At 40.9% G+C, this 21,914-nt stretch carries 36 protein-coding genes; 9 read left to right on the top strand and 27 right to left on the bottom strand.

The features are described from left to right. Position 1: 1 nt before the first annotated feature. The 10 genes from H5185_RS08845 to H5185_RS08800 all read right to left on the bottom strand — a co-directional run bounded on the left by H5185_RS08845 (position 2) and on the right by H5185_RS08800 (position 6,130). Positions 2–1,312: a phage portal protein gene (locus H5185_RS08845; protein WP_182741890.1), complete on the bottom strand. Its 1,311-nt coding sequence runs from the start codon at positions 1,310–1,312 to the stop codon at positions 2–4. Next, the gene (locus tag H5185_RS08840) at positions 1,309–1,470 is read right to left on the bottom strand and encodes a hypothetical protein (RefSeq protein WP_182741889.1); all 162 of its coding nucleotides are present in this window, start codon (positions 1,468–1,470) and stop codon (positions 1,309–1,311) included. The genes H5185_RS08845 and H5185_RS08840 overlap by 4 nt, the downstream gene beginning before the upstream one ends. Beyond that, positions 1,470–3,215, bottom strand: a complete 1,746-nt coding sequence (locus H5185_RS08835; RefSeq protein ID WP_182741888.1) for a terminase large subunit — start codon at positions 3,213–3,215, stop codon at positions 1,470–1,472. Before H5185_RS08835 ends, H5185_RS08840 begins: the two co-directional genes overlap by 1 nt. Continuing rightward, positions 3,172–3,684: a phage terminase small subunit P27 family gene (locus H5185_RS08830; RefSeq protein ID WP_182741887.1), complete on the bottom strand. Its 513-nt coding sequence runs from the start codon at positions 3,682–3,684 to the stop codon at positions 3,172–3,174. Before H5185_RS08830 ends, H5185_RS08835 begins: the two co-directional genes overlap by 44 nt. 11 nt (positions 3,685–3,695) lie before the next feature. Further along, positions 3,696–4,028 (bottom strand): HNH endonuclease, encoded by a 333-nt coding sequence (locus H5185_RS08825; RefSeq protein WP_182741886.1) that lies wholly within the window; start codon positions 4,026–4,028, stop codon positions 3,696–3,698. After that, entirely contained in the window at positions 4,025–4,204 is a 180-nt protein-coding gene (locus H5185_RS08820; protein WP_182741885.1) for a hypothetical protein, read from the bottom strand. Before H5185_RS08820 ends, H5185_RS08825 begins: the two co-directional genes overlap by 4 nt. After that, on the bottom strand, positions 4,197–4,457 hold the full coding sequence (locus tag H5185_RS08815) for an HP1 family phage holin (RefSeq protein WP_182741884.1): 261 nt from the start codon (positions 4,455–4,457) through the stop codon (positions 4,197–4,199). Before H5185_RS08815 ends, H5185_RS08820 begins: the two co-directional genes overlap by 8 nt. 117 nt (positions 4,458–4,574) lie before the next feature. Next, positions 4,575–5,099 (bottom strand): hypothetical protein, encoded by a 525-nt coding sequence (locus tag H5185_RS08810; RefSeq protein ID WP_182741883.1) that lies wholly within the window; start codon positions 5,097–5,099, stop codon positions 4,575–4,577. Between the two features lie 249 nt (positions 5,100–5,348). Further along, positions 5,349–5,861, bottom strand: coding sequence for a glycoside hydrolase family protein (locus H5185_RS08805; RefSeq protein ID WP_182741882.1), 513 nt, complete (start codon positions 5,859–5,861; stop codon positions 5,349–5,351). Between the two features lie 5 nt (positions 5,862–5,866). Next, positions 5,867–6,130: a hypothetical protein gene (locus H5185_RS08800; RefSeq protein WP_182741881.1), complete on the bottom strand. Its 264-nt coding sequence runs from the start codon at positions 6,128–6,130 to the stop codon at positions 5,867–5,869. 617 nt (positions 6,131–6,747) lie between these two features. Between H5185_RS08800 and H5185_RS08795 the strand changes: the two genes are divergently transcribed. The 5 genes from H5185_RS08795 to H5185_RS08775 all read left to right on the top strand — a co-directional run bounded on the left by H5185_RS08795 (position 6,748) and on the right by H5185_RS08775 (position 10,092). Beyond that, entirely contained in the window at positions 6,748–7,236 is a 489-nt protein-coding gene (locus tag H5185_RS08795; RefSeq protein WP_182741880.1) for a hypothetical protein, read from the top strand. A 329-nt stretch (positions 7,237–7,565) separates the two neighbouring features. Next, positions 7,566–7,868 carry a hypothetical protein gene (locus tag H5185_RS08790; RefSeq protein WP_182741879.1) on the top strand — a complete coding sequence of 101 codons (303 nt, stop codon included), beginning with the start codon at positions 7,566–7,568 and terminating at the stop codon, positions 7,866–7,868. After that, the gene (locus tag H5185_RS08785; RefSeq protein WP_182741878.1) at positions 7,861–8,202 is read left to right on the top strand and encodes a hypothetical protein; all 342 of its coding nucleotides are present in this window, start codon (positions 7,861–7,863) and stop codon (positions 8,200–8,202) included. Before H5185_RS08790 ends, H5185_RS08785 begins: the two co-directional genes overlap by 8 nt. Before the next feature lie 307 nt (positions 8,203–8,509). After that, the gene (locus H5185_RS08780) at positions 8,510–9,019 is read left to right on the top strand and encodes a hypothetical protein (RefSeq protein ID WP_182741877.1); all 510 of its coding nucleotides are present in this window, start codon (positions 8,510–8,512) and stop codon (positions 9,017–9,019) included. Positions 9,020–9,594: 575 nt separating this feature from the next. Next, positions 9,595–10,092, top strand: a complete 498-nt coding sequence (locus tag H5185_RS08775) for a hypothetical protein (RefSeq protein WP_182741876.1) — start codon at positions 9,595–9,597, stop codon at positions 10,090–10,092. A gap of 22 nt (positions 10,093–10,114) precedes the next feature. Here the strand turns inward: H5185_RS08775 and H5185_RS08770 are convergent, their stop codons facing one another. The 17 genes from H5185_RS08770 to H5185_RS08690 all read right to left on the bottom strand — a co-directional run bounded on the left by H5185_RS08770 (position 10,115) and on the right by H5185_RS08690 (position 19,416). Continuing rightward, a complete protein-coding gene (locus H5185_RS08770) occupies positions 10,115–10,411 on the bottom strand; it encodes a DUF3850 domain-containing protein (RefSeq protein ID WP_182741875.1) in 297 nt (98 codons plus the stop codon). Between the two features lie 186 nt (positions 10,412–10,597). Beyond that, positions 10,598–10,939 (bottom strand): DUF4406 domain-containing protein, encoded by a 342-nt coding sequence (locus H5185_RS08765; protein WP_182741874.1) that lies wholly within the window; start codon positions 10,937–10,939, stop codon positions 10,598–10,600. Beyond that, entirely contained in the window at positions 10,940–11,536 is a 597-nt protein-coding gene (gene orn, locus H5185_RS08760) for an oligoribonuclease (RefSeq protein ID WP_182741873.1), read from the bottom strand. It abuts the gene before it with no gap. A 66-nt stretch (positions 11,537–11,602) separates the two neighbouring features. After that, on the bottom strand, positions 11,603–11,812 hold the full coding sequence (locus H5185_RS08755; RefSeq protein ID WP_182741872.1) for a hypothetical protein: 210 nt from the start codon (positions 11,810–11,812) through the stop codon (positions 11,603–11,605). Positions 11,813–12,000: 188 nt separating this feature from the next. Continuing rightward, positions 12,001–12,573 carry a hypothetical protein gene (locus H5185_RS08750; protein ID WP_182741871.1) on the bottom strand — a complete coding sequence of 191 codons (573 nt, stop codon included), beginning with the start codon at positions 12,571–12,573 and terminating at the stop codon, positions 12,001–12,003. 14 nt (positions 12,574–12,587) lie between these two features. After that, the gene (locus H5185_RS08745; protein ID WP_182741870.1) at positions 12,588–12,998 is read right to left on the bottom strand and encodes a hypothetical protein; all 411 of its coding nucleotides are present in this window, start codon (positions 12,996–12,998) and stop codon (positions 12,588–12,590) included. Between the two features lie 60 nt (positions 12,999–13,058). Further along, a complete protein-coding gene (locus H5185_RS08740; RefSeq protein ID WP_182741869.1) occupies positions 13,059–14,294 on the bottom strand; it encodes a tyrosine-type recombinase/integrase in 1,236 nt (411 codons plus the stop codon). Further along, positions 14,294–14,893 carry a hypothetical protein gene (locus H5185_RS08735; protein WP_182741868.1) on the bottom strand — a complete coding sequence of 200 codons (600 nt, stop codon included), beginning with the start codon at positions 14,891–14,893 and terminating at the stop codon, positions 14,294–14,296. Before H5185_RS08735 ends, H5185_RS08740 begins: the two co-directional genes overlap by 1 nt. After that, the gene (locus H5185_RS08730; RefSeq protein ID WP_182741867.1) at positions 14,886–15,479 is read right to left on the bottom strand and encodes a hypothetical protein; all 594 of its coding nucleotides are present in this window, start codon (positions 15,477–15,479) and stop codon (positions 14,886–14,888) included. Before H5185_RS08730 ends, H5185_RS08735 begins: the two co-directional genes overlap by 8 nt. A gap of 48 nt (positions 15,480–15,527) precedes the next feature. Beyond that, positions 15,528–16,025: a hypothetical protein gene (locus H5185_RS08725; protein WP_182741866.1), complete on the bottom strand. Its 498-nt coding sequence runs from the start codon at positions 16,023–16,025 to the stop codon at positions 15,528–15,530. Positions 16,026–16,028: 3 nt separating this feature from the next. Next, the gene (locus H5185_RS08720) at positions 16,029–16,343 is read right to left on the bottom strand and encodes a hypothetical protein (protein ID WP_182741865.1); all 315 of its coding nucleotides are present in this window, start codon (positions 16,341–16,343) and stop codon (positions 16,029–16,031) included. Further along, positions 16,333–17,073 carry an ATP-binding protein gene (locus tag H5185_RS08715; protein WP_182741864.1) on the bottom strand — a complete coding sequence of 247 codons (741 nt, stop codon included), beginning with the start codon at positions 17,071–17,073 and terminating at the stop codon, positions 16,333–16,335. Before H5185_RS08715 ends, H5185_RS08720 begins: the two co-directional genes overlap by 11 nt. 2 nt (positions 17,074–17,075) lie before the next feature. Beyond that, entirely contained in the window at positions 17,076–17,990 is a 915-nt protein-coding gene (locus H5185_RS08710; RefSeq protein WP_220494431.1) for a replication protein, read from the bottom strand. A gap of 54 nt (positions 17,991–18,044) precedes the next feature. Next, the gene (locus tag H5185_RS08705; protein ID WP_182741862.1) at positions 18,045–18,263 is read right to left on the bottom strand and encodes a hypothetical protein; all 219 of its coding nucleotides are present in this window, start codon (positions 18,261–18,263) and stop codon (positions 18,045–18,047) included. 156 nt (positions 18,264–18,419) lie between these two features. Then, on the bottom strand, positions 18,420–18,617 hold the full coding sequence (locus H5185_RS08700; protein WP_182741861.1) for a hypothetical protein: 198 nt from the start codon (positions 18,615–18,617) through the stop codon (positions 18,420–18,422). Then, positions 18,614–19,180: a phage regulatory CII family protein gene (locus tag H5185_RS08695; RefSeq protein ID WP_182741860.1), complete on the bottom strand. Its 567-nt coding sequence runs from the start codon at positions 19,178–19,180 to the stop codon at positions 18,614–18,616. Before H5185_RS08695 ends, H5185_RS08700 begins: the two co-directional genes overlap by 4 nt. 17 nt (positions 19,181–19,197) lie before the next feature. Then, positions 19,198–19,416, bottom strand: a complete 219-nt coding sequence (locus H5185_RS08690; protein WP_182741859.1) for a Cro/CI family transcriptional regulator — start codon at positions 19,414–19,416, stop codon at positions 19,198–19,200. Between the two features lie 138 nt (positions 19,417–19,554). On the opposite strand from H5185_RS08690, the gene H5185_RS08685 reads away from it, so the two are divergent. Genes H5185_RS08685 through H5185_RS08670 form a run of 4 tightly spaced genes read left to right on the top strand, consistent with a single transcriptional unit; the run spans position 19,555 to position 21,615 of the window. Beyond that, complete coding sequence (locus H5185_RS08685; RefSeq protein ID WP_182741858.1) at positions 19,555–20,280, top strand: S24 family peptidase; 726 nt, start codon at positions 19,555–19,557, stop codon at positions 20,278–20,280. Positions 20,281–20,305: 25 nt separating this feature from the next. Next, positions 20,306–20,728 carry a hypothetical protein gene (locus H5185_RS08680; protein ID WP_182741857.1) on the top strand — a complete coding sequence of 141 codons (423 nt, stop codon included), beginning with the start codon at positions 20,306–20,308 and terminating at the stop codon, positions 20,726–20,728. 34 nt (positions 20,729–20,762) lie between these two features. Further along, entirely contained in the window at positions 20,763–21,266 is a 504-nt protein-coding gene (locus H5185_RS08675) for a superinfection immunity protein (RefSeq protein ID WP_220494430.1), read from the top strand. 28 nt (positions 21,267–21,294) lie between these two features. Next, positions 21,295–21,615 carry a hypothetical protein gene (locus H5185_RS08670; RefSeq protein ID WP_182741856.1) on the top strand — a complete coding sequence of 107 codons (321 nt, stop codon included), beginning with the start codon at positions 21,295–21,297 and terminating at the stop codon, positions 21,613–21,615. Positions 21,616–21,914: the final 299 nt, after the last annotated feature.

Raw genomic sequence — 21,914 nt, 5'->3', positions numbered from 1 at the left:
TTTACTCCTGCTTGTCTTTGTCTTGGTTAAGCCAGTTCATTAACGCAGATTTCGCTTTGTCTGATTCTGATTGGCTACCTAGCTGATCGATTGGTGATAAGTTTGTTTGAACGGTTAGCACATCGGCATTACCACCACGACGCGGTAAGTTTTCTTTAACACGACAATCATCACGGGTGTAAATGCCGTTTTGGGTCATTTTGCTGTAGAACTCAGCACGCGATCCGCTATCACCACGAAGCAATGCTTCAAGGTTATATTGGGCGTATTGGTTTTGGCGCTGTGCAGGGGTGAGCAAGTTGATGTAAATTGATTGCTCTATGCGACGTATCCACGACGATAGTGTCAGGGTGACAAAGCCGATCATCTTTTGTTCTAAGCCTGTGCCCCAGTTACTGTCTTTACCCCCAACGCCAATCAATGATGGATCAACTAAAAACCAGCGGCAAATTTCTTCCACACTATGATTTCGGGATTCAAGTAATTGAGCATCAATAGGGTTTATGCCGATGAGTTCAGGCTTTACTCCTTGTTCCAATATGGGAGATTTTCCCGCGTTCATGGCACCAGTGATGGTTTTGACATATTCACGAAATTCGTCACGCTGTTCTTTTTTTAGAATTCGGTCTACAGAGAATGCGACTGTCTTGGTCATGCCATTTTTAAAGGTATTAGCACTAACATCTTCAGCAGACATTGCACCACCAAATACATTGGCCCCATATGAAATAGTTGATAACCCCATTAAGCCATCTAGTGAGAATGCAGGGATATGCATCATATTTTGCTTAAGAATTTGTCGTTTTCTACCTTTGCGGGGCGTATACCAGTAGATCAAACTGCCGTTATCGGCTAAATCAACATCCATTCTGTTCGGCATTAAAAAATCGAGCGCAATAATGTCGCTACCTGAACGATGTATTTCGATAAAGGCATTACCTTTCAATAGCAGTGACGCTAAAACTGCTTCCCAAAACTGCATTGATGTCATGTCAGCATTAGGGCGATGGCTTAGCACATTAGATAAACTGCTCTGGACTTGGACCCGCCCACCGTCTTTTTGGCGTTCGTACAAACCGAGCGGCAACATGGCAACGGTTTCAGATATACGTCTAACGCATGCCCATACAGCAGCAAGCTGCATTGCGGTATTAACATTAACTGTTTTACCGCTTTTTGATGTGGCCATTAACTGTGACCAAAAGTCACCATCTGTTAGGCGCAATGTTGTTCCCATAAAGCCGCCTATTGATGCAAATGGCTGGTTCGCGGCCTTAGCTATAATACTTGTTAGTGAATTTGATGGTTTCACGCTGTCATTCCTTTACGTAAAAATGAAGCGCCAGCAAATGAAAATACCGAGGCCGCAACTAACGACCAACCAAGGCCGAATAATATGTAAGCGCCAGCAACGGCCAGTAATGAACCTGAAAGCGCTAATAAAATGAATAGTGCGAGTGGTAAGGTCATTAGTAAATTGGGTCCCGTATTGCTTCTAACCAATCTTCATCGTCATCAATGCCTTCAGACTCTAAGGCTGTTCCCACTGCCATTGCTGCAGCAACCACACCATCGATGCGACCTGTTGATTTTTTCTTGGTGAATATTCGATTGTCTTTGGCATCCGCTTCAAGCACTGCGCTTGCTGCATTCCACCTAAGACAAGGATTGATTTTTATTTTGATTTCTTTATCGGTGATCAGCTTTTCAAATAGTTCGATTGACCGCGGCATCCAAAGGTTTGATTCAGATGTTTTGTAGTAACCTTGCCCGTGTTTAACCAGTGGGATATAGACGTTTGCTTCAACCAATACAGGCTCGAGGTAATTAATGCGGTATTGGTCGAAACCAATGCATTTAATGTCGAACTGTGCGGATAAATCGGCTATTCGCTCAGCAACAAAGCTGTAATCTACTGCATGACCCGGTGGCGCATGGATAAAACCTTGTTTTTCCCATAATGAATACGGCACATTGTCGGTGCGTTCGCGGTCTAAAAGCGTATCTTTTGGTGTCCAAAACTCTACTAACAAGGTTTTAACCCGTGGAAAGTAAAGCCCTAGTGCGGTTAAATCCCTGGTACCCGATAAATCTAAGCCGCCGTAACACTCTTCACCGATGAGCTCGTTAATATCGATGTCATCTTCGCAGTCTGTCCACGTATCTGACGATAACCAAGGTGATGCAGAATCAACCCACTGACAAAAGTTAAGCCGGCGAACAATACTTTCTTTGGCTGGCATGCCTTTAGCTTGAGTAACTTGCTCTCTCAAGTATTTATGATTGAATGTATGCCCAAGTGATGGGTTAGCCTTTGGCCAACAGCTCTCATCATTTATGGGGTCGTCGCCTTCATCTAACGAGCAGATAAAAGCGAAGAAGGAATCATCTTCTTTGGTACCAGCACAAATTGATTTACCGTATTCATGATATGAGTAACAAACGCTGGTACGATCATGGCCTGAGTTGGTGATCATGAAGATCAACGCTTGTTTGCGGCCTTTGGTACCGGCTCGCATCATTTCTACAACGTTGTTGTTTTTGTGTTCGTGCACTTCGTCAATCAGGGCCATGTGTGGCCGCGGACCAGATTGACCGTTATCTGAACTAATCGGTCTAAAAAAAGAGTTTTTAGCGATATACGCTAGGTTCCAAACACTTTGCCCTGTACCTGACTTTTTAAGTCTTGAGCTTAATTGAGGCGATTGATTGACCATTGAAACCGCATCGCGGAACAAAATCATAGCTTGGTCTTTTTTGGTCGCAGCGGCATAAACCTCTGCTGACGCCTCTTTATCAGCGACTAACCCATACAGCCCAATACCCGCTGCAAGTGGAGATTTACCGGAGCCTTTACCACTTTCGACATAACACATACGAAAACGACGCGTGTGATCTTCAGCTTTCCACCCAAACAATGAACCAACGATAAATGCTTGCCAGTCGAGCAGCTGAAACGGTTTCCCTTCGTGATCACCACCACTTAATCGTAATACTTTTGGGAAGAATGAAATCGCACGATTTGCTGCTTCTAAGTCAAAATAAAGACCACGTTCGTGGCCTGTTTCTAAATCTTTTAGGTGCCGTTTGCAGGCGTTGCGAATGTCTGGCCCCGCTAAAAACTCACCTGATACCACTTCCTTTGCCCAGCGTGTAACATGGTCTTGATGTTTATCCGAAGAACTCGTCGATTTCTTCTTTTTCCTTACTACCATCAGTTACCTGTACTTTGCTTCTTGCGGAAGGGGTTAATCCAAATTCAACGAGATAGCCTTTAAAGCGCCGATCGGCATCTGCTAGCATTTGTACTGCAGGATTCGCTTTCATTAACATTTGCTCGACTTGGGTAAACTCTTTAGTTTCTTCATCGACGTTTTCACCAATGATTTTTACACTTTGATATGTTCTGCCGTTTTTCTTGATTTCATCTCTTAATTCAAGAATTTCGGCGTAGACATCACATAAACGCTCAAGTGCCATACCATCGGCTAAGGTAAGAACGCCCATATCTTTAAGTAGTTTGGTCAGCTTTTTCCAAGCTGCTTTTGCGCGTTGGCTTAAATGAGATGGCATTCTAGGAACACCAGGCGCTAATTTGGGCTCTTTTTTATTAAGTGCACGTTTGCCCGGGTTACCAGTGACTAGCTTGAGCGCGGTGGGTGTAGCTTTTCTGCCAGCCGCCACTTTAACCTCGCTTATTTATTCCAATGATGATTAGGATCTGTTGGTTTGCCGTTTTCATCAGCGCCAAGCCTAACGCCTCGGTTCTCCATTATTTTCTTAGTGCTATCATGACAAGGTTTACAAAGGGGTTGCCAGTTATCGGTATCCCAAAACAGGGCTTGATTGCCTTGATGCGGTTTAATATGGTCAACAACGGATGCCGCTACAATTTTGTTTTCCTGTTCACAGAAACAACAAAGTGGATTGCGCTTTAAAAATGTTTCTCTGGCCTTCTGCCATTTGCCACCATATCCACGCTCTGCCGTTTTACGTTTGTCATCACGCCAGCTAATGTCTTTACTCATAGTTCATCTGGTTGATCTAAATAGTTTGGTGTTGCTGCTTGTTCAGAATCAGCAGCCATAAGTTGATCCATAATATCTAGATTACTATTAACCAATTGGCTAATAGCCGTTGTTTGCTGATGAAGTGCTTCCGTTTGAGCTTTCAACGCATCGATCAAGGCATCTATTTTACTCATCACTACACCCTGATTTAGATGTGACTTTTAACGCAGCCATTCTAGCTTTATGATATTCAAGATCGCGTATCTCTGATGACTGAGTTCGGCGGTATTGAACAATAAAGAGGGCTATTGTTGATGCAATACCGAGCAATAGCGCAATATTACTTAACGATAAGAAACCGCCTATCGCAGTCGAAATAGAAGCAATATAGCTCCCAGTTTGAACAGTTTTATCCATAATTGGCGTCGTCATAGTTTTGTTAATCATATTTTCGCCTCCGATCACTCGGTAGACAGCTTTGATTTCTGATCACGGATCCAGTTATCTAACGTGACCCAATCAAGGTCACAGAGTGATATAACTTCAATTAGTGAGTTGGTGTAATTAGAAAGTTCTTGGTTTGTCTGGCTGGAGTACTCCGGAACTAAACATTTGCTTATCAGTTCCGCTGGAGGGAACACATAGACTGTCTTTGTTACGGTAACGGTTCGCACATTTGGCGGAATGCTCGAGCACCCGACTAATATCATTTGGGATATTAGCAGCACCCCAAGAAATCGTTTTTTCATCAGTTGTCCCGTCAAAAATCTGTAGCAGCTTTTTATTGCTGACGGCAAAATCCGTTTTTATTTCAGCTCGATTTAACTCGCGTTCGCTAAATGTCTTAGCCAGCAATGTCAAACTTTCTCGCAACTTAATCTTATCTAATTCAGCGACTTCCAACTCATTTGAGATAGAAGTCAAATCCCTTTCTAAGTATTCCCGATTTTGCTCTGAAGTAGCCAGATCGCTCTTTAGTAGTGCTATTTGCCCCTGATTTACTTTAAAAAGCGCCATTAAACCGATGGTTAAGATAATCAGTAAACTGATAACTAACGTAATGATTTTATTCTTTAATGTGCTGAACATTTAGGTGATTCCCTCGCTCCAGAAAAAAAGGTCTCATTTCGCGGTTCTGTATAAACATGGGAGCGAACGGTCAGGAAGCCAAAAGCCCCAAGGTTTCGACCCGCCCTACCCCCTGACGCAATGCCGCAACCGAGTTGCAGGGATTGATTTCAGAGGTTTTACTCAATAATTTGATTGCTGGTATCAAGATTCAAAACCCTTCTGTAATCGATTGCTATTGCGTTGAGTTGGATGTTGATCTGGTGATAGTTATCTTTGTGAATCAATGCATCTCTTATGTCGGTCTTGTGCTCGAGTCCAAACGCCGTAACACCTTTTGTTGCCAGGCGTTGAGCAATCATACCCAGCAACAGTTCGATACTGAGGTAGCAATAAAGCATCACATGCCTGGACATATTCGCCATCATTCAAATGAGTTCGCATGGGTGACTTCATCCATCGGCCAATGCCGTATTGATACACCCAATCGATATACATATCATATTCACCCTGGGTTAACTCAACACCAGTTAAGCTATTGCGAAATCGTTGTTCATCAACTGATATGTGAGACTGAGCTGTCTGCAATCCTTTGATTGGTGTAATGGTTTCACCCATCTTCACTTGGTTACCATTAGGATGGTAAGTCGAACCGAAGCCGACAGTAGGTCGATCACCTTGAACGGGAACCGTTGCCGTCGGAGAGAAACCTTCTGACACAATAAGAGTAATGAATGCAGCGGCTGAAAGACTAAGCCCTGCTACTCCTATTCTGTTGCGCATGCTCATTACTTACCAATCCTTGGTGTTCCAGATGGGCCAGTATCAGGATACTTTGCCGCCATTAGTTTAAAGCTGGCACGTTGTAACCGCTCTGCATTAGATAGAAGCAAAACAATTTGACGGTTATTACACTTTACCGATTCAGCTAACTCGCTCGAGTCATTAGCTACACGTGCCGTCTTCTCTTCGACTTCAATCTGTAATTGCTTCAACAGTTCTTCAAGCTTGAACCCGTTAGGATTATCAACACTCATTAGGACTTTATTCATTTTTATCACCCAAAACAAAAAGCCCCAGCAGATGCTGAGGCTTGAAAGTATTTAGTAGTTAATCGCTGACTGATTCATTAACGGGGCGCGAACCCGACCTGCGTCATGCCGTTATCTAATTAAAGAAAGAGTGACTTCTTTTCACTGACTGCGTTGATTGGTGAACTGTAAAAAGCAAAAAACCACCGATAAGGTGGTTTCTTTAATGCGTAGTTTTCACAGCATGGGAAAATCATAGACGAAACATTAAGGCAATGCAATGGTAAGTGATATATTTAATCGATAAAATTAGTAACTGCCAAATAAAGCATAATTACTTATCACTTAAGTGATAAGTCGATAGATCATCATTGAAACAGTTAGGCTTAAAGATGTAAGATAAAAAATACTATGGAAAGGAATTTCAAATGAAAAATCATCCACTACTCAATATCAGTTTATCAAAAACAGCCCTGCTGCCCATAACAAGACTAAAAATGCAAATTTCTACAGGATGAAGTATGCCAATTAATCTGGGATCGGCATCGGCCAAGTCCAACAAGCGATTTATGTGTAGCAAATAACGCAACGCATAAATACTAAAACGTTAGCAATCCATCTAGTTACTCGGGGTAAAAATGGATTTTTTCGATAAGTCAGATATTCAAGGGTCTCTTCGTCGAATTGAAGAGCTTTTAAGTTGTGGGATTTTCGATCCCAAAAACTCATCGCATGTACTAATGAGAGCGGCGTTCATTGAGCTGCTAATTTCACTTAGGGACTTGATGTACAAGGCCGAGAAATATTCTTCTCGCATAGATTTTACAGACGATGTTTCCGTAGGGGAGCGAATAAAAGACGTTAGTGATTTGATCAAATACGTTAGAGATGCGCTTTGTCATCCAGATTCGGACAACCACTATATCGAAAAAGGCAATATGAAAGCCACATTCAATGTAACTTTTGGTAAAGCAAATTTATTGAAAATAGGTGACTTTGAACAAGCGTCGCTATATGAAGATGACATTTGTTTTTTCTTTGGAACAAAAGGAATTTACCTCAAGAGGCATGTAATTCGGGCCTTTGAAGAAGCGAAGGCTAAACTTGAGCCTTTAGTTAATTGCTAACAAGCGCATATTTTCGGGTTGGTTCTCCTCTGCGATCCAAAGCAGCCGAAAATGCGGGCGTTAGGCTTAAAGATGTAAGAAAAAATACCGTGAAAAAGGAATTTCAATGAAAACTTACCATCTAATCAACATTAAGCGACCAAAAACCACTCTGTATCCTATAGTCAGCATTAAAAAAGAAAATTCCTATGCCATGAAGTATGCCAATTAACCTGAACTAGGCATCGGCCAAGTCCCAACAATCGATTTATGACTGACAAACAACGCAGCGCATAAATACTAAAACGTTATGTTTCTATCGATTATATCAACTAACATTTGGAGTTTAAATGGCAATTTATACTAGTAATACATTCATTGGGCAAAGAATCAAGCTGGATGACAATACATTTGAAGGAAATAAATTTACCAATTGCATTTTGGTTTACGGTGGTGGTCCACTTACTTTTAATAACAATTCACTGAATAGTGTTCAATGGGAGTTTGTCGATGATGCGGCGAGGACATTAGGTCTTTTATCTTCTTTTTATCAAGGAGGAGGCCAATCTCAACAATTTATTGAAATGCTTCTTTCTACATTTGGAAAGCAAGCATCTGCTCCCCAAAAATCGGTGGAGAATGATAATGAGTAATTCAAAAAATATAGAGATTGCCATTGATCCTAATGTATTTGCAATATTTGATGGGATATCTCTTGTTGCCTCAATAACTTCGTTAGTTTTAGCTATTGTTGCTATATGGCTTGCAATAGCATTTAAAAGAGATGCTGACAAAGTCAATGCTGAAACTAGTCTGCTATTAATTGAAATTAAATCTGACTCTAAAGCAATCTCTCAAGGGGTCATGTCAGAATTAAAAGCTTATGGAGATGCTATGCGCGGTACCTTTAATGCTAACACATCAAATTCTGTTACATATTCTGGGGCTCCAGAAAACTTTACTATGTCTAATAATACCGAAACATAACCAGTTACTAAAACTGAGCCAACTGAGATTTCAATTGAATCTATAATCTTCATTGAAACTATTAGGTTTAAAGATGTAAGATAAAAAATACAATGGAATGGAATCTCAATGAAAAACTTACCCACTACTCGATATCAATTGACTCAAAACTGCTCTTTAGCCCAGAACCAGCATCAAAAAAGCAAATCCCTACCGCATGAAGCATGCCAATTAACTTTGACTAGGCAACGGCCAAGCCCAACAAGCGATTTATGCCTTGCAAACAGCGCAACGCATAAATACTAAACGTTAGAACTCAAGGGGTACTATGGAACGTTTCGTTTTATCTATAGAAAAAAGCATTGAAACTGAAAATTGGTATGGAGCCTTAACTTTGGCTATTACATTACCTGATATTTGTGGACGGCTAAATAATCCTAAGTGGGGGTCTCAGAAGCGTTTCGAAAAATGGTTTAATAAATACATTATCCACCATTATGAAAGTCCTTTTCATGGCGAAGGTTTTACATTTTTATCTGCACCTGACTGCTATGCATTACGTTGTGCTTTTCTCCACGAAGGTACAGATGATGTAACTCGTCAACGAGCTAGAGAAGTTGTGTCGAAATTTAAATTTTCTACAACAGGATCACATAGATGTATGTTTAATGATGTTCTTGTATTAAACCTTCAGGCATTTTGCTCTGAGATATGCGAAGGGGTTAGAGTTTGGCAAAAAGAATATGAGAATGACTCTGATATAGTAAGTGGGTTAGCTGAACTATTAAAAGTACAAACAAAAGGCTTTTCACCTGCACCAGGTATATTCATGCAATGAGTTCTAATCGGGTAGCAGGAGGTATCTAACCTCCAGCCCCCACTCCACCCGGCATTCGGATCCGCACAGGGCGGTTCATTTAGAACGCCTAACTAAACTTTCTGGTTAGGATAATGAACTGCGACCCACCCACCTCCTCTTAGTGAATACAATCCTGCTTCCTTCAGATACTCATTACTCAGCGCTTGCTGTATTCCTGGTGTTTTCGAGCTAAGCCAAGCTGGATTTGGATTGAAATATCTTCCTGTTTGGAAGATTCACCAATTAACATCAAACCCGCTATATAAAAGGGTTTACGGCGTTATATCAATAAATGCTGTCTTGGTACTGTCTTGGCAGTAAAACTTGATCACTATTGACCATTTCGTCAGATATAGATAATATAACAAGTAATATTTGTAGGCCTTACTCTTCGAGTTCGAGAGAACCTGTTCCCAGGAGCAATGTGATGGTTTCAGTAAAAAGACGTGTAGTAAAGATTCCTGAGTCCATTAAGGATTCTGGTAATAACTTTATAACTTTAGTTGATGCTAGAAAAAAAAGAACGACTATGCCTAAAAGGAAGTAATAGGTAAATGACATCGGAAGTCAAAAAAGTAACATACAGTTACAATAATGATGTTGAAGTTGATGAGCTAGGGAAATTCGTAACTAATGAATTTTTAGAGTATAAAAAACTAACATTCACTCAGTCTGACCATAACTTCATAACACCAAATGGGCTTTACCAAGAGCAAAACGTATCACTAAACAGCTTGTTTGGTAGAGACAGAGTTTTTGACTATCCCCAAAGATTATTTACCGATATCCACTTTGAGAACCTTACTCATGTCCATGTAGATAAAGACAATATATGGGACTTAAATGAAAAACAGTGGTTCTGTCGTAGTCAATACAGCATTGTATATTCTGGTTTTAAAGTTCAAACAGATCACGTGCATTTGGTTATTCATGACTTACTGCTCAACACTGATGGTGACCCTGATTTCAATGCTCACGATTTTTACAATGAGAGTGACATAGAATACTACCTTGACAGTGCAGCCTTTTATCGAGAAAACTTCAAAACCTGATTAGCATCTCTTATCACCAACCCTATTCTTTATAGCTAACCAGTTGAAACGAAAATACCACGTAATCATCTTTCTGTTCATAGTTGGTTACATAAGTAATAATAGCCGTTAGCGATTCACCAGTTAAAAGACTGCTACCCGTTGAGTGCGACGACTTCAATTCTTTAAAGGTAACAATATCCCCTTTCTGAAACCCTTTATCGCTATTTTTTCTTATCTCAAAAGTTTTGCATTCACTTTTCAACGCATCAAAGTAACAGCTAAGTATCTTTAAATCATGCTGTTGAGAATATTCAGTTAACAATTTTCCAGCATTCATACCTATCTCCATCTGTTTGCTCTATTGCTATATCGCGCTTGCGGTCAGACTTGTTAGCTCTAGCCCTTAATGCTATATCAATAGCCTTACTCAATGTCGTTTTACCCATATCAACGTGACCAACAGCCCCGATGTTGACACCTGACTTTCTACCTGTCTGAAATACTGCGCACATCTATACCACCTTTAAAAGTTGTTAGTTAAGTGATTCAATTCCAGTTTAAGTGGTTTTATTAGCCAGTGAATAGGTGCATCTCTTATCACCAACCCTATCTTCTTGGCATAGTAATACTCAGCAGTAGCGCCGACTGACTTGCGCCAACCTGGTAACATTACCATCTCATTGCAGGCGCGGATCATGGCATAGCATATATCCATGTACTGAGGTTCAGTTAATCCAACTGGTAAACTGGCTGAATGCAACACCACACGATCACTTGATTGCAATTGCTCTGCAGCACTAAAGAACGCCTGCTTGTTGCTATCGATATTGCCACTAATTGGGCCTGCTATGTATGTCGCTATCATTTACCCTTTGCCACCAAACAACGCATCCTTGTAACACTTAAGCTCTGCAATCGATTCTCGAATATCAGCCAGCGCTTCATGCTTGTACTGCTTCATGCCTACCGCTTTCTTCTCCAGTTCAGGCGCCCATGCTCTTGCCGCTAATGCGATAGCAGAAATGTCCAGCTGGCGATAATGCAAGAATTCATGTAAGCGTGGCATTTGGCATAAGATGTACGACCGGTCAAACATGATTGAGTTACCAGCGAAAATAACGCCCTCTTTGGTTTCTCGGTTATAAGGCGCAATACCCATAGCTTTTAAGTGATCTAATATCTGCTGCTCACACTCTACTAATGAATAAACACCTGATCTAACCTCATCAAGCAAGCCGCTTTTGGTATGCGCATCAATAGCCCACTGACTGGAGTGGTTGATAATGTCATCACTTTGATGGACAACAACCCTAAGCGCACTACCTACCTGATTAAGGTCTTTATCGGTAACTACAATGGCTAGCTCAAAAATAGGGTAATACTCCATCCCTAGCTGACCATTGGCTAACCGTCCATTCAAACCACCTGTTTCTATATCACCAAACAAAAAGTAATTGTTCATTAAAATATCCCTTAATTAATACGGCCATCTTTTATAGCGAGGCGGAGGCGGCGTTGGTGGTGGAGGTTAATCACCCTTGCGTTCTGTATCACCTTCAATAGCCTTTGCTACAGCACTTGGATGCTCACCAACAAGCAATTCACTGCCATCACTAAAATAAATATTTGTTCCAGAATCTCTATTAGATGAGTACTCCTCAAAATGCAATATTTTAGAAAGCACTACATGTTGAGGCCCAGATCGGCCATAACCACGAAAACAAGCTACCTTACTCATATTCTCTCCACTATTGAGATTGCTTATAGTCATCACACTTAACAATCTTGAAGTTAGACACCTTGCAGTGCTCAATGACTTTCATCTTGTGAAATGGCAAATGACCACATCTACGCTCTCGGTGAACGCACTTAACACACATGCCGCCCTTTGGCGCAATCGCAAAGTTACCTACTGTCATAAATCACCTATGCATGCTGATATTTGTTTGCGAAATGATTTAGCTCAATGCCTTTTTCGAGAGCCCTACGCATAATCTCAACGGTTATTATCAACTCGCTTCTGCAATGCTTAGTTATTACGTCTTGGCGAAAGTGAAGATATTCAGCTAAATCACAATTCAAATACTCTGGAAGTAATATTGTCCATGGAACGTTGGGGTTTGACTCCCTCGTCATTTTTTTGCCTTTTATTATTTTTATTACCGGCTTATTTTTACCGTGGATCTCCCAAAGCATCCAGCCATAGGGAATCTCACTTGGCTTAAGCAAACCCTTTGGGGTTACATACACTCTAAAATCCCCCATACCGGAACCAGGTTGACGCCAAGGTTTCTTTTTATCTGCCAAAAAATCGCTTCTAGATACCTTTACTTCAGCAAGTAAACTCTCACCACAAAGAGACACCCCAAGAACATCAGGTTGCTCACCAACATTAGCGGAAGTGATATTGGAAAATGAAAGTGGGTAATTCATTTTCCTTAATCTTAGGGCAACAAAATCAGCTATTTCATCGTGAGTCATTTCATTAACTAACTTCACACTCACCTCAGTATTTAAATTATTGAACTTATGGAAGCATTGCTGCTATTCATTTTGATCAGCGCCGCTTGTAAATCGGCTAGTTCTTGCTTTTTAGTCTTCCGTAACTTAGGCAAATCTTTAAGCCACTGCTCACCTTTCAGAATATTCAACTCCAATACTTGGGCGCTCGATATTGGTTGCGAATGACTTCCGAACGATGAAACAGCACCAACCTCATATTCACATTCATGCAGCCCCCACGCCCTATTCTCATCTTCATGGTGGCAACCATTTTCGCCGCCAGTAAGCTTAAGCCCACACCAAGGGCAATAATATTTAAGTGAACTGTAATCAAAGCATTCTGCCATTGCTAACGAGTCGCCTAGCTTTTTTAAAGCAATTTTTTCATCATCACTTATCTTTAATTTGAGTGATTTACTCATTAAATATCTTCCCTTTGTGAAGATGCATAAACTCACCTGTAACTACTGCCCAGATTGAGTTTAGACTGTTTGTAAATTGTTTCCTGTCTTGGTATTGTCTTGGTTTAATCGACAAATGAAAGGATTAAATACTTCCATTAAATGACTATGCCACAACTCAATAGCAGCCCTCTTCTGGTCGGCTAAGTAAGTGTGAATATAGGCTTGGTCTAACTTGGTCATAGAGTGGTTTAACATCTGCTCTGCTACCATATAGTCAATGCCTAAGTCAGCCCAACACGACCTGGCAAGCTTACGCAAATCATGCGCAGTCCATTCACCATTACTAACTTGTTTTACCATGCTATTAGCTGAACGTTCATCCAACCCGCCGGCACGATATTTATGGGGAAACAAATACACACCGCGATACCCATCAGCTAATTGATTACGCTTATGCCAATTCAATACAGTAGCCATCAAAGGAGTAATAGGGATAGTTAACTGGGCTTGAGTCTTAGTAATATCTGCTGGAATAACCAGTTTGGTATTTGCCTCATCGTAATACGCCCACTTTAATAACCTAGTTTCACCAATACGAGTGCCATAGGCCAACATGATAAATATCAGCACTGCAGCGTCGTCTTTAGCATTGCCAATGTTCGTCAGCAGCGGCAATAAATCAGTGGCCTGTAACTTAGGTGGTTTAGTTGCTATAGGGGTTGAGATAAAATCAGTAAAACTCAATGATGATAATGGATCATCACTTATCAGCTTAAGTACCGTCGCCTGCTTAAATGCCTTACGTAAAATTGCGTAGTACTGACGAACGCTACCGATGGCGTATCGCGACTGCAGTGGCCAGATTAATAGCTCATCAACTTTATGGTGGTTTAACTCACTTAACAGCACATCGCCAAGCACAGGTAATAAATGCTTACTAATAGCGCATTTTATATTACGCTTTCGCTTAATAGACAAGCTGGTATCAGATTGCGATCGAGTTAAATACCACTGCAACAAACCGCTACAACTGAGCCAGTTATTTACTTTTATATTATTTTCCTGTCTATGCTGAACACTCATTGATGGCAATCCATCCAGTATCACTTTAGCACCAACAAGCGGCCAGCTCGCAACCTTCTCCCACCTGTCCTTTCCATCTTTATACGTCACTAAGTGCCAGCTGCCTCGATTATGCAAACGAGATAAACGAAGCCTAAGCGGAAAGCGTGGGTCCCTTAATTCAGTGACAGACTTATCAGACAGCGCCCGCTTTATTGCTGAGTCGGTAAATTGGATCGTGGCAACTGTCATCAATCTAACCTTAGGTTATTGGCACTATTGTCGTAAAAGTTTGCAACGGATAGAGCTGCTCTATCTGCATCGGCTAATCCACATTTAAACAGCGCAGCAACTAGCTTTTCAATTAAATCGAACTCCCCACTAATAATGGCTTGCTGTAAGTGTACTAGCTCTGTGGTATTGGCTAAATTAATACCGGTACCGCCGCAAGAGTCACATTCATAAACATAAAACAGCGGCTTAGTATTACCCGCCCCATTACATACCGGGCAACGTGGTAAAAGCCTTATTTTTGTTTTAATGGCTTTATTACTTTGCACCAGTTGGTGAAATTGTGATGTAGATAAAACACCCTCTTTGCAGTAATGATTAAACCGTTGCATGGCTGTTGACTGACGAGCAAGAGCGTTTGTTAATCTAGTATTTAATCGCTCTAACGGTTCAATTCTATGACTATCGGCATTGCCAATAGCGCTATGATCATCAAGCTCATCCTGAATAACTCTAATCGATGAATGAACCCCACAAGCAGCCTCATGACAGCCAATAGACTCAAGCTGCTCAGCCTCTACGTTAAGTCGAACAACAAGGTCCTTAACAGTATTAATCATTACTAGCGACTCCAAAATGCTCATTTTTAATAATGTTCAGTATTTGGTACCCATAGCGCTCAGCTGCATTCACTTGGTTATACAAATCATCAACAGCATCCATATATAGATCATAAAACACTTTGCTAAATTGCTCCTGGGTAACCAAAACATTCACCATTGACGAAAACGTACCGGCTAAATTATTTGTCGTGTTTAATCTCACACCGGTGCCAGCACAATTAGGGCAACCACTGTATGCATCATAACGACGAGGTAATCGGTACCCAGTGCCATTACACGCTTTGCAGGTTCTTGAATTACATACTTCGGCAATAACCATCAACGCCAAGGCATTCGCCGCTTTTGGCTTTAAGTTTTCAGTAACAAACCTTGCCGACAATGCTGAAATCAGAGTGTTTTTCATATCGATATCATCATTCACTCTGGTTTCTAATACTCTGGCACCAATCGGAAATTTACCTTGGATCATAGCAATAACCCCTATTGCGTCATCTTTACTAAACACACCAAACCCACCCATAACGGCCGCGATATCGAGCGACTTAGGTGAAATCAAACAAAATAATCGCTCAATTGATACCATCTAAAAATCCTTATTAAGCACAAGCTTTAGCGTTGAAATAACAGATAACTAGCCGAACAATGCAATCAATGCTGCATCACGGGTATCTTCATTACTGCGCCCAGCCCAACCTGTTATCTTATTAAAATAAGCACTATTCTTTTTGGCTGCTTTTATAGGCCCACGCAGTGGTTTAACCAGCTTTACCGTTACACCATTATCTTCTAGCAGTTCTTTTATTAATCTAGCAGTGGCTTTCACTTTGCCCAGGTCTTCTGCAATGCTCATATTCACTTTCGCCGCGGACCCGCTTTGGCTGGGTGCGTGGCCAACAAACTGCAACAATGGGCTTTGTCCCTTATTAGCCTGCTTGAGCCGCTTAGGGAAAACAGGCTTTTTGTTATCCACATCCTCAAGTAGTACCGTCACCAAGCCTTGCTGATTATCTAAACCCACCACATAAGCAATCAATTCACCAAAACCAAGACTCTTAAGAAATTCAATTTTTCCATTAACGACTAAGGCCACACCACTTTTCGTCAAATCAGGGTCTATACCTATTTTCATAAACTAAACACCCCTGAACTTATTGGCCATATCATGTAAATACGTGTTGGCTAATTTTCTACCATTCACTTTGTCGCTTAAAAATAATGACTCATACTTTTCTGAAACTTGATGCTTCATCGATGCGGGGATAACCCGCATTTTCTTTAATATCCAAACAATATCTGTTTTGCCTTCGGCATTTTTCTCACCACTCCAAAACAACGGGTAATCCTTTCGCTCTAACCTATGCGGTTCTTTTTTTTGTGTAGGCGATTTAACTTCTTTAATCCCACTGTAAAAATCAGGGGAATTTTCGCTAAGTTGTTTAAGCGCCATTCTTTTTACGCCCCCTGTAACTAGGCCAGTTAAATGGCACTGCAACACTCACCGCATCTTGAACACGTTGGTAACCACGTTCACCGAGTAGCTCGTGCAACGCCTTTTGGTTTAGGTTGGTAATAAACCCTGTTGGTCTACGACCGTATAAGCGTTTATCGATAATCCGCGTTAACCAAAGCACTTCATCGGCGCTACCACGTTGTAAGCCAAGCTCATCAATTACCAGTAGCTGGGGTTTCATAAATTCAGCAATCAGCTTTTCCTCGGTTAACGATTTATCGCTGTAAGACATACGCAACCGGGCAAACAAATCCATAACGCTGATCAACACAACAGAGTAACGTTTGCGCATTAGCGCATTGGCCATCGCGCTGGCTAAATGATTTTTGCCCGTGCCTGGCGTACCCAAAAACAAAAAGCCTTTTCCGGTTGCCAATAACTCATCAAACTTATCAACATAACGCTTGGCGATATCAACGACTCGGCGCTGTTCATCATTTTCAATCACATAATTATCAAACGAGCATTCTAAAAAGTGAGTATTCAACCCACTCGAACCCATCAACTTTTCAATGACACGTTGCTGGTGAGCAGCAGCAGAAGCAATCTCAGACTGTCGTTTCTCAGCAGCAATAAGCTCGCGATCAAACGGTTTAACATTTTCTGGGCAGCCCATTTTTTTTAATAAACGGTGTAACTCAGTTGACACTGAAGGCATCGAATTCATGTTCATAGCTCCGTATTAAAATCGTTAGCAAAGTCAGCGTATGGATTGTGATCAACACTATGTGCAGGAGTGTGCAAAGGGTTAGCTTGTCGATTAACAACTTGAGGAAGTGGCGTCAGCCATGTTTTAGTTCTAATAAACTTAGTAACACCGAGTACGAATTGACCTGAAGCATTAACGCCCCAGCTTGGGTCCCGCTGTGCTGCTTGGGCTAACCACTCAATGGCGGTTTTACAATCTTGATCAGTTAGTTTTTCAGATTTCCATGCAGTCCAAGCGGCTGAATCAGATCCACCCTTGCGGTGAATGGGGTATGCTTTAAAAAAGTCATTAAACGACGATTTAGCACAAATATCTTTTTGTCTTTCTTTTGTAGTATTGTCTTTCTTTTGTGGGGGTCTAGATTGACAGGTTTTACTGTCTAAACTGACAGTGCCATTGTTCAAATTGACAGGTTTTACTGTCTGTTTAGATAGGTCGGATATGTTAGCAAGTTTAGGCTTTTTAGTGAGTTCAGGTTTACCTTCCCACTCTGACACAATGTTATTAATGCCTAACTTTTTGCCCTCTTTAATTAAAATATTACGCTTTAAAAGGCCGCCAGCAATACGAGAAATATTGTTTGCATCAATGCCTGTCATCTCTTCAATTTGGCTATACGAAATCCAATCAAGCGCTTTACCAAAGCCATAGGTTCTGCGTATCACTGATAGCAATACACGGCTTTCTCTATCGCTCAATTTTGTCATGCAGAGCTTGTCCACCAGCGTGTTAGACAGTCGTAAATAACCATCATCCAAGTCTGCTTTCACAACGACACCCCGCTCACACTCATTATTACTGCCAGCAACAGTCCTAAACGGCACTACATTGCTATTCACATCGCTATTGACGCAATCAGCTGTTCTTTGTAACATCATTAAACCTCTACGGTATTAAGCCCACGGCCTCCACAGCTCTAGTGGGCTTTCTTATTTTTGTATATTTACTAAATCGATTGAACATCCCGCCTTAACCAACAGAACAGCAATACCAGTTGAACTGGTTGTGGGGCTCGTTCTCACCACTGCGGCTATAGCATCTATTTGCTGCTCACGCGATATACGGTCAAATGCTTCTTTTTCTTCTGGTGATTCAGTGTGGATTTCAGATTGATCAAACTGCCAATCAACTCCAGTTACCTTACTCATCATCACTCTCCTTGCTAAAACTGAATGCCTTGCTCAAATAAAATGCTAAACCAATTGAAGTCACCAATCCGACTATCAACAGCCCAGCACACCCGCCAATAAGATCGAATAGCCAACTTGCGGTTGAATACTTATCAGTTAAGTGATTTGAGTTGGTCATCGCAGTTTCCCGTTTATCACTAATCGTTCATGGTCATGACGGCAATCGGCATCACAAAAATGACTATTAGGCCCAACAGGCTCAATGCAGTAATGACAAAACCCATTAAATGCCAATACAGGCTTACGCACTTGTAATGCCGCAGCAAAATGAAGATCGGCTTCTTTAGCGGCATCATCGGCAGCATCACTCATGCGGTCACCTTGACTGAAACAGCTGAATTAATGGCGGGGTTGAATTTCACGGTATTGAGCTTTGCGGTAGTCGCTTGGTTAGATGTTGGCAATTCACGCACTTGGCTGCTTACGACTGCCTTTAGTGACAACACCTCTCGAACGGTATTGGTTAACTCACGCCCAATAGATTCAAATTCATCATGAGTAATCACGCCATCAGCCCGTGATGCTCTAATCTCAGCTAACGCCATGCCCATTTGCTCACTAATTTTAAGCAGCTGATCGCTTAACTCTTCATCGCAATTAACGGCCTCTGGTAGCTTTACAAATACCCCACCACGCTGACTACACCATGCACTTAATATCCGGTCGTCATTAGCAATATCGGTAAGGTGAACAGCATCTCGCAAGTACAAATGATTACTGTCGTTCTCTGGGTTTAATTTGTTGTACATCACTCCAGGTTGTTGAAACAGCGTGTTAGCTAACTTATCAACACCGAACTCATGACCCAGCGCATGGGCCGCATAGAGAGGATCAGTACATGAAAGGGTTTTGCGCTTTAATGTGCGAGTTGTCATCAGTGTGTATATCCTTCTTAACAACGACTAGAAACGTCAATTTTGTGAGAGGGAGCTGATTCAATTGCTTTGGTTGGATGAACCGTTAGCTCACTATTTGTTAGTCGCTCAATTTGAAACGCTCGCAACTCAGGCACTTCCTCGCCCCAACCTGAAACAGATTGGCTTTTAATTTTAAGAGCAGCTGCTGTAGCCGCTGTGCCACCAAAGAATTTGATGACATCTGACTTTTTCATAAAGACCCCTAGAATGAATTCGATAAAAACTACAGAAGATGTTAGTAGGTTTTCCTACTTATGTAAACTAAAACTACGATTACAAGTTAGATCTTTTTATGTAGTCTTTCCTACGTGCAATTTGTGGAAGCTAAAGAAATGAAGAAAACAATGGGAAAGCGCATTTCTGAGCGCCGAAAAGAACTTGGGTTATCTCAAGGTGCGATTGCTGATTACATAGGTATTAACCGCGTATCAGTTAGTAACTGGGAAACTGATGGTAAAAACGGAACTTCGCCTAAGGGTGCAAACCTTATTGCCTTAACAGAAATATTAAAGTGCACTCCTGAGTGGTTGCTTAATGGTGAAGACGTAACAAGTGCACCAAATGAACCTAATGCAGAGTGGCATGCAGGTTTTGAGCTATGGGATAGCGATACACCATTAAGGGATGATGAAGTGGCACTGCCTTTTTTTAGGGAAGTTGAATTAGCTGCAGGTGATGGCTCTACATTTGTACAAGATAACCATGGCTACAAATTACGCTTTGCTAAATCTACGCTGAAAAAGAGTCACGTTGATCCGCAAAATGCGGCGTGCGTCACAGTTGCTGGAAATAGCATGCTTCCAGTACTTCGCCATGGAACTACTGTTGGCATTGATACGAGTAAAAAGACTATTATTGATGGTGAGATGTACGCTGTCGATCATGATGGAATGCTGCGAGTTAAAATGCTCTATCGCCTACCTGGTGGTGGTGTACGCATTAAAAGCTATAACAATGATGAGTTTCCAGACGAGTTTATCCAACCAGAAAAGATGCAAGACATTAATATTATAGGGTGGGTTTTTTGGTGGTCAGTACTAAACGTTTGGAATAATTGATTTTCACTGAATATAAAGGTTTATTATGTTAAGAATCATTACTCTGTCATTTATATCACTCTTGCTGAGTGGTTGTGCCACATCAGCAGTCCCATATGATAAAGCTACACTAGTTCCGCAAGAGCGCATCTTCATTGTTAGTGACAGGAACGCAACGGCCACTGTTACTATTATTCGCGATAGTGGTTTTATAGGTTCAGGTTGCTATATAGATGCATATATCAATTCAGAATTAGCGGCAATATTTGATAGAGGTGAAAAAATAACGGTAAACGTTAAGCCCGGTGAAATGTATATAGGGTCAAAAGTGTCAGGTGTAGCTTTATGTGGCAATAACAGCGTTAATTATATTGAAACAACACTTAAAAAAGGTCAGCACAAATTGTTTAGACTTTTTACGGATCAATCCGGTAACTCACAGATTATATCTGGTGGGATAATGCACTAATAATAATTAAACACATTAAGACAAGGGCTTAACCATGTTTATAGTAAGACTGGTAGTACTCATTCTTTTAACAGTCATTAGTGCTGTCTTAAGTCAATCATCGTCATTATTCACAATGTTGTTTTTTCTTTTTTCAATTGTTCTATATTTTTATCCAATGTACGAAGCCTATATTCAAAAGCAACCTGACTTTTACTCTATATTTGCCTTAAATCTATTTTTAGGCTGGACCTTAATTGGCTGGGTAGCAGCCTTGGTGTGGGCCATCAAAAGTGTTGACCCTATAAAAACAGTATCAGTTAACCAACAAGACCAGAATGTTACACCAACTCCAACATCGACCACTTCACTAGCACCGAAAACGGCAAAAAATTATGGTCAGAATGCAACTAAGGATAATGCACTTCAGGCACCAAAGGACAACGAACCACAAATACCTACCGAGCAAACTAAGCCAATAAAGCAATGCCCATACTGTGCAGAAGACATACTGCTAGCAGCAATAAAATGCAAACACTGTGGTAGTCAGATCAATTAAATAACGCATATTCAAGGAATGAAAATAAATGAGCGATAAAATAATCCGTCTTGAGATCACTGATTCGCAGTATCAAGCATTATCCAAAAAGAAACTGGCAGACGTTATTGCATTGTACGATGCTGTTAATAGCCTCACTGCCGAACACCCAGACAAAGCAAGCTTATTGAATAAATTCCTCTCAAATGAAACTGTAGACATCATCTACCATGGTGGTTCAACCCCTGGTGCCAAACGTAGAGTTGTGTTGCAAAAAATTAATGCCAATGGCACCTTCAGTGCTTTTTGCATCGAATCAGATGCTTCAAAGTCTTTCAAAATAGAAAAAGCTGAGCTTAAAGAAAAATAAAATTCATTGCAGACATGAAATAAAAATCTATTATATTGATATTTAATAATAATTTTTTAAATTCTTTAATTACAATTAAGTCATGTTTTACTGAGCGACCTGATATACTGTTATTTTATACAGTACGACTGCATGTTAAGTTTAAATATTCATAACATTTAACTTAATGATATAGTTTTAGAGTCAAAAAGCTTGATAAGGGAGAGAGGCATGAGAAAGAATAAACTACAGTTTGGTGCGCGTTTCTCTCTATTTATAGTGTCCTATTTACCACTCTTTTTTATTATGTGCTTTGTTCA

The sequence above is a fragment of the Shewanella sp. SG44-6 genome (genome assembly GCF_014164185.1).
In the GTDB taxonomy this organism is placed as follows: Bacteria; Pseudomonadota; Gammaproteobacteria; order Enterobacterales; family Shewanellaceae; genus Shewanella; species Shewanella vesiculosa.
Note: the sequence above shows the minus strand (reverse complement) of the source record. Positions and strands in the feature narration are given on the sequence as shown.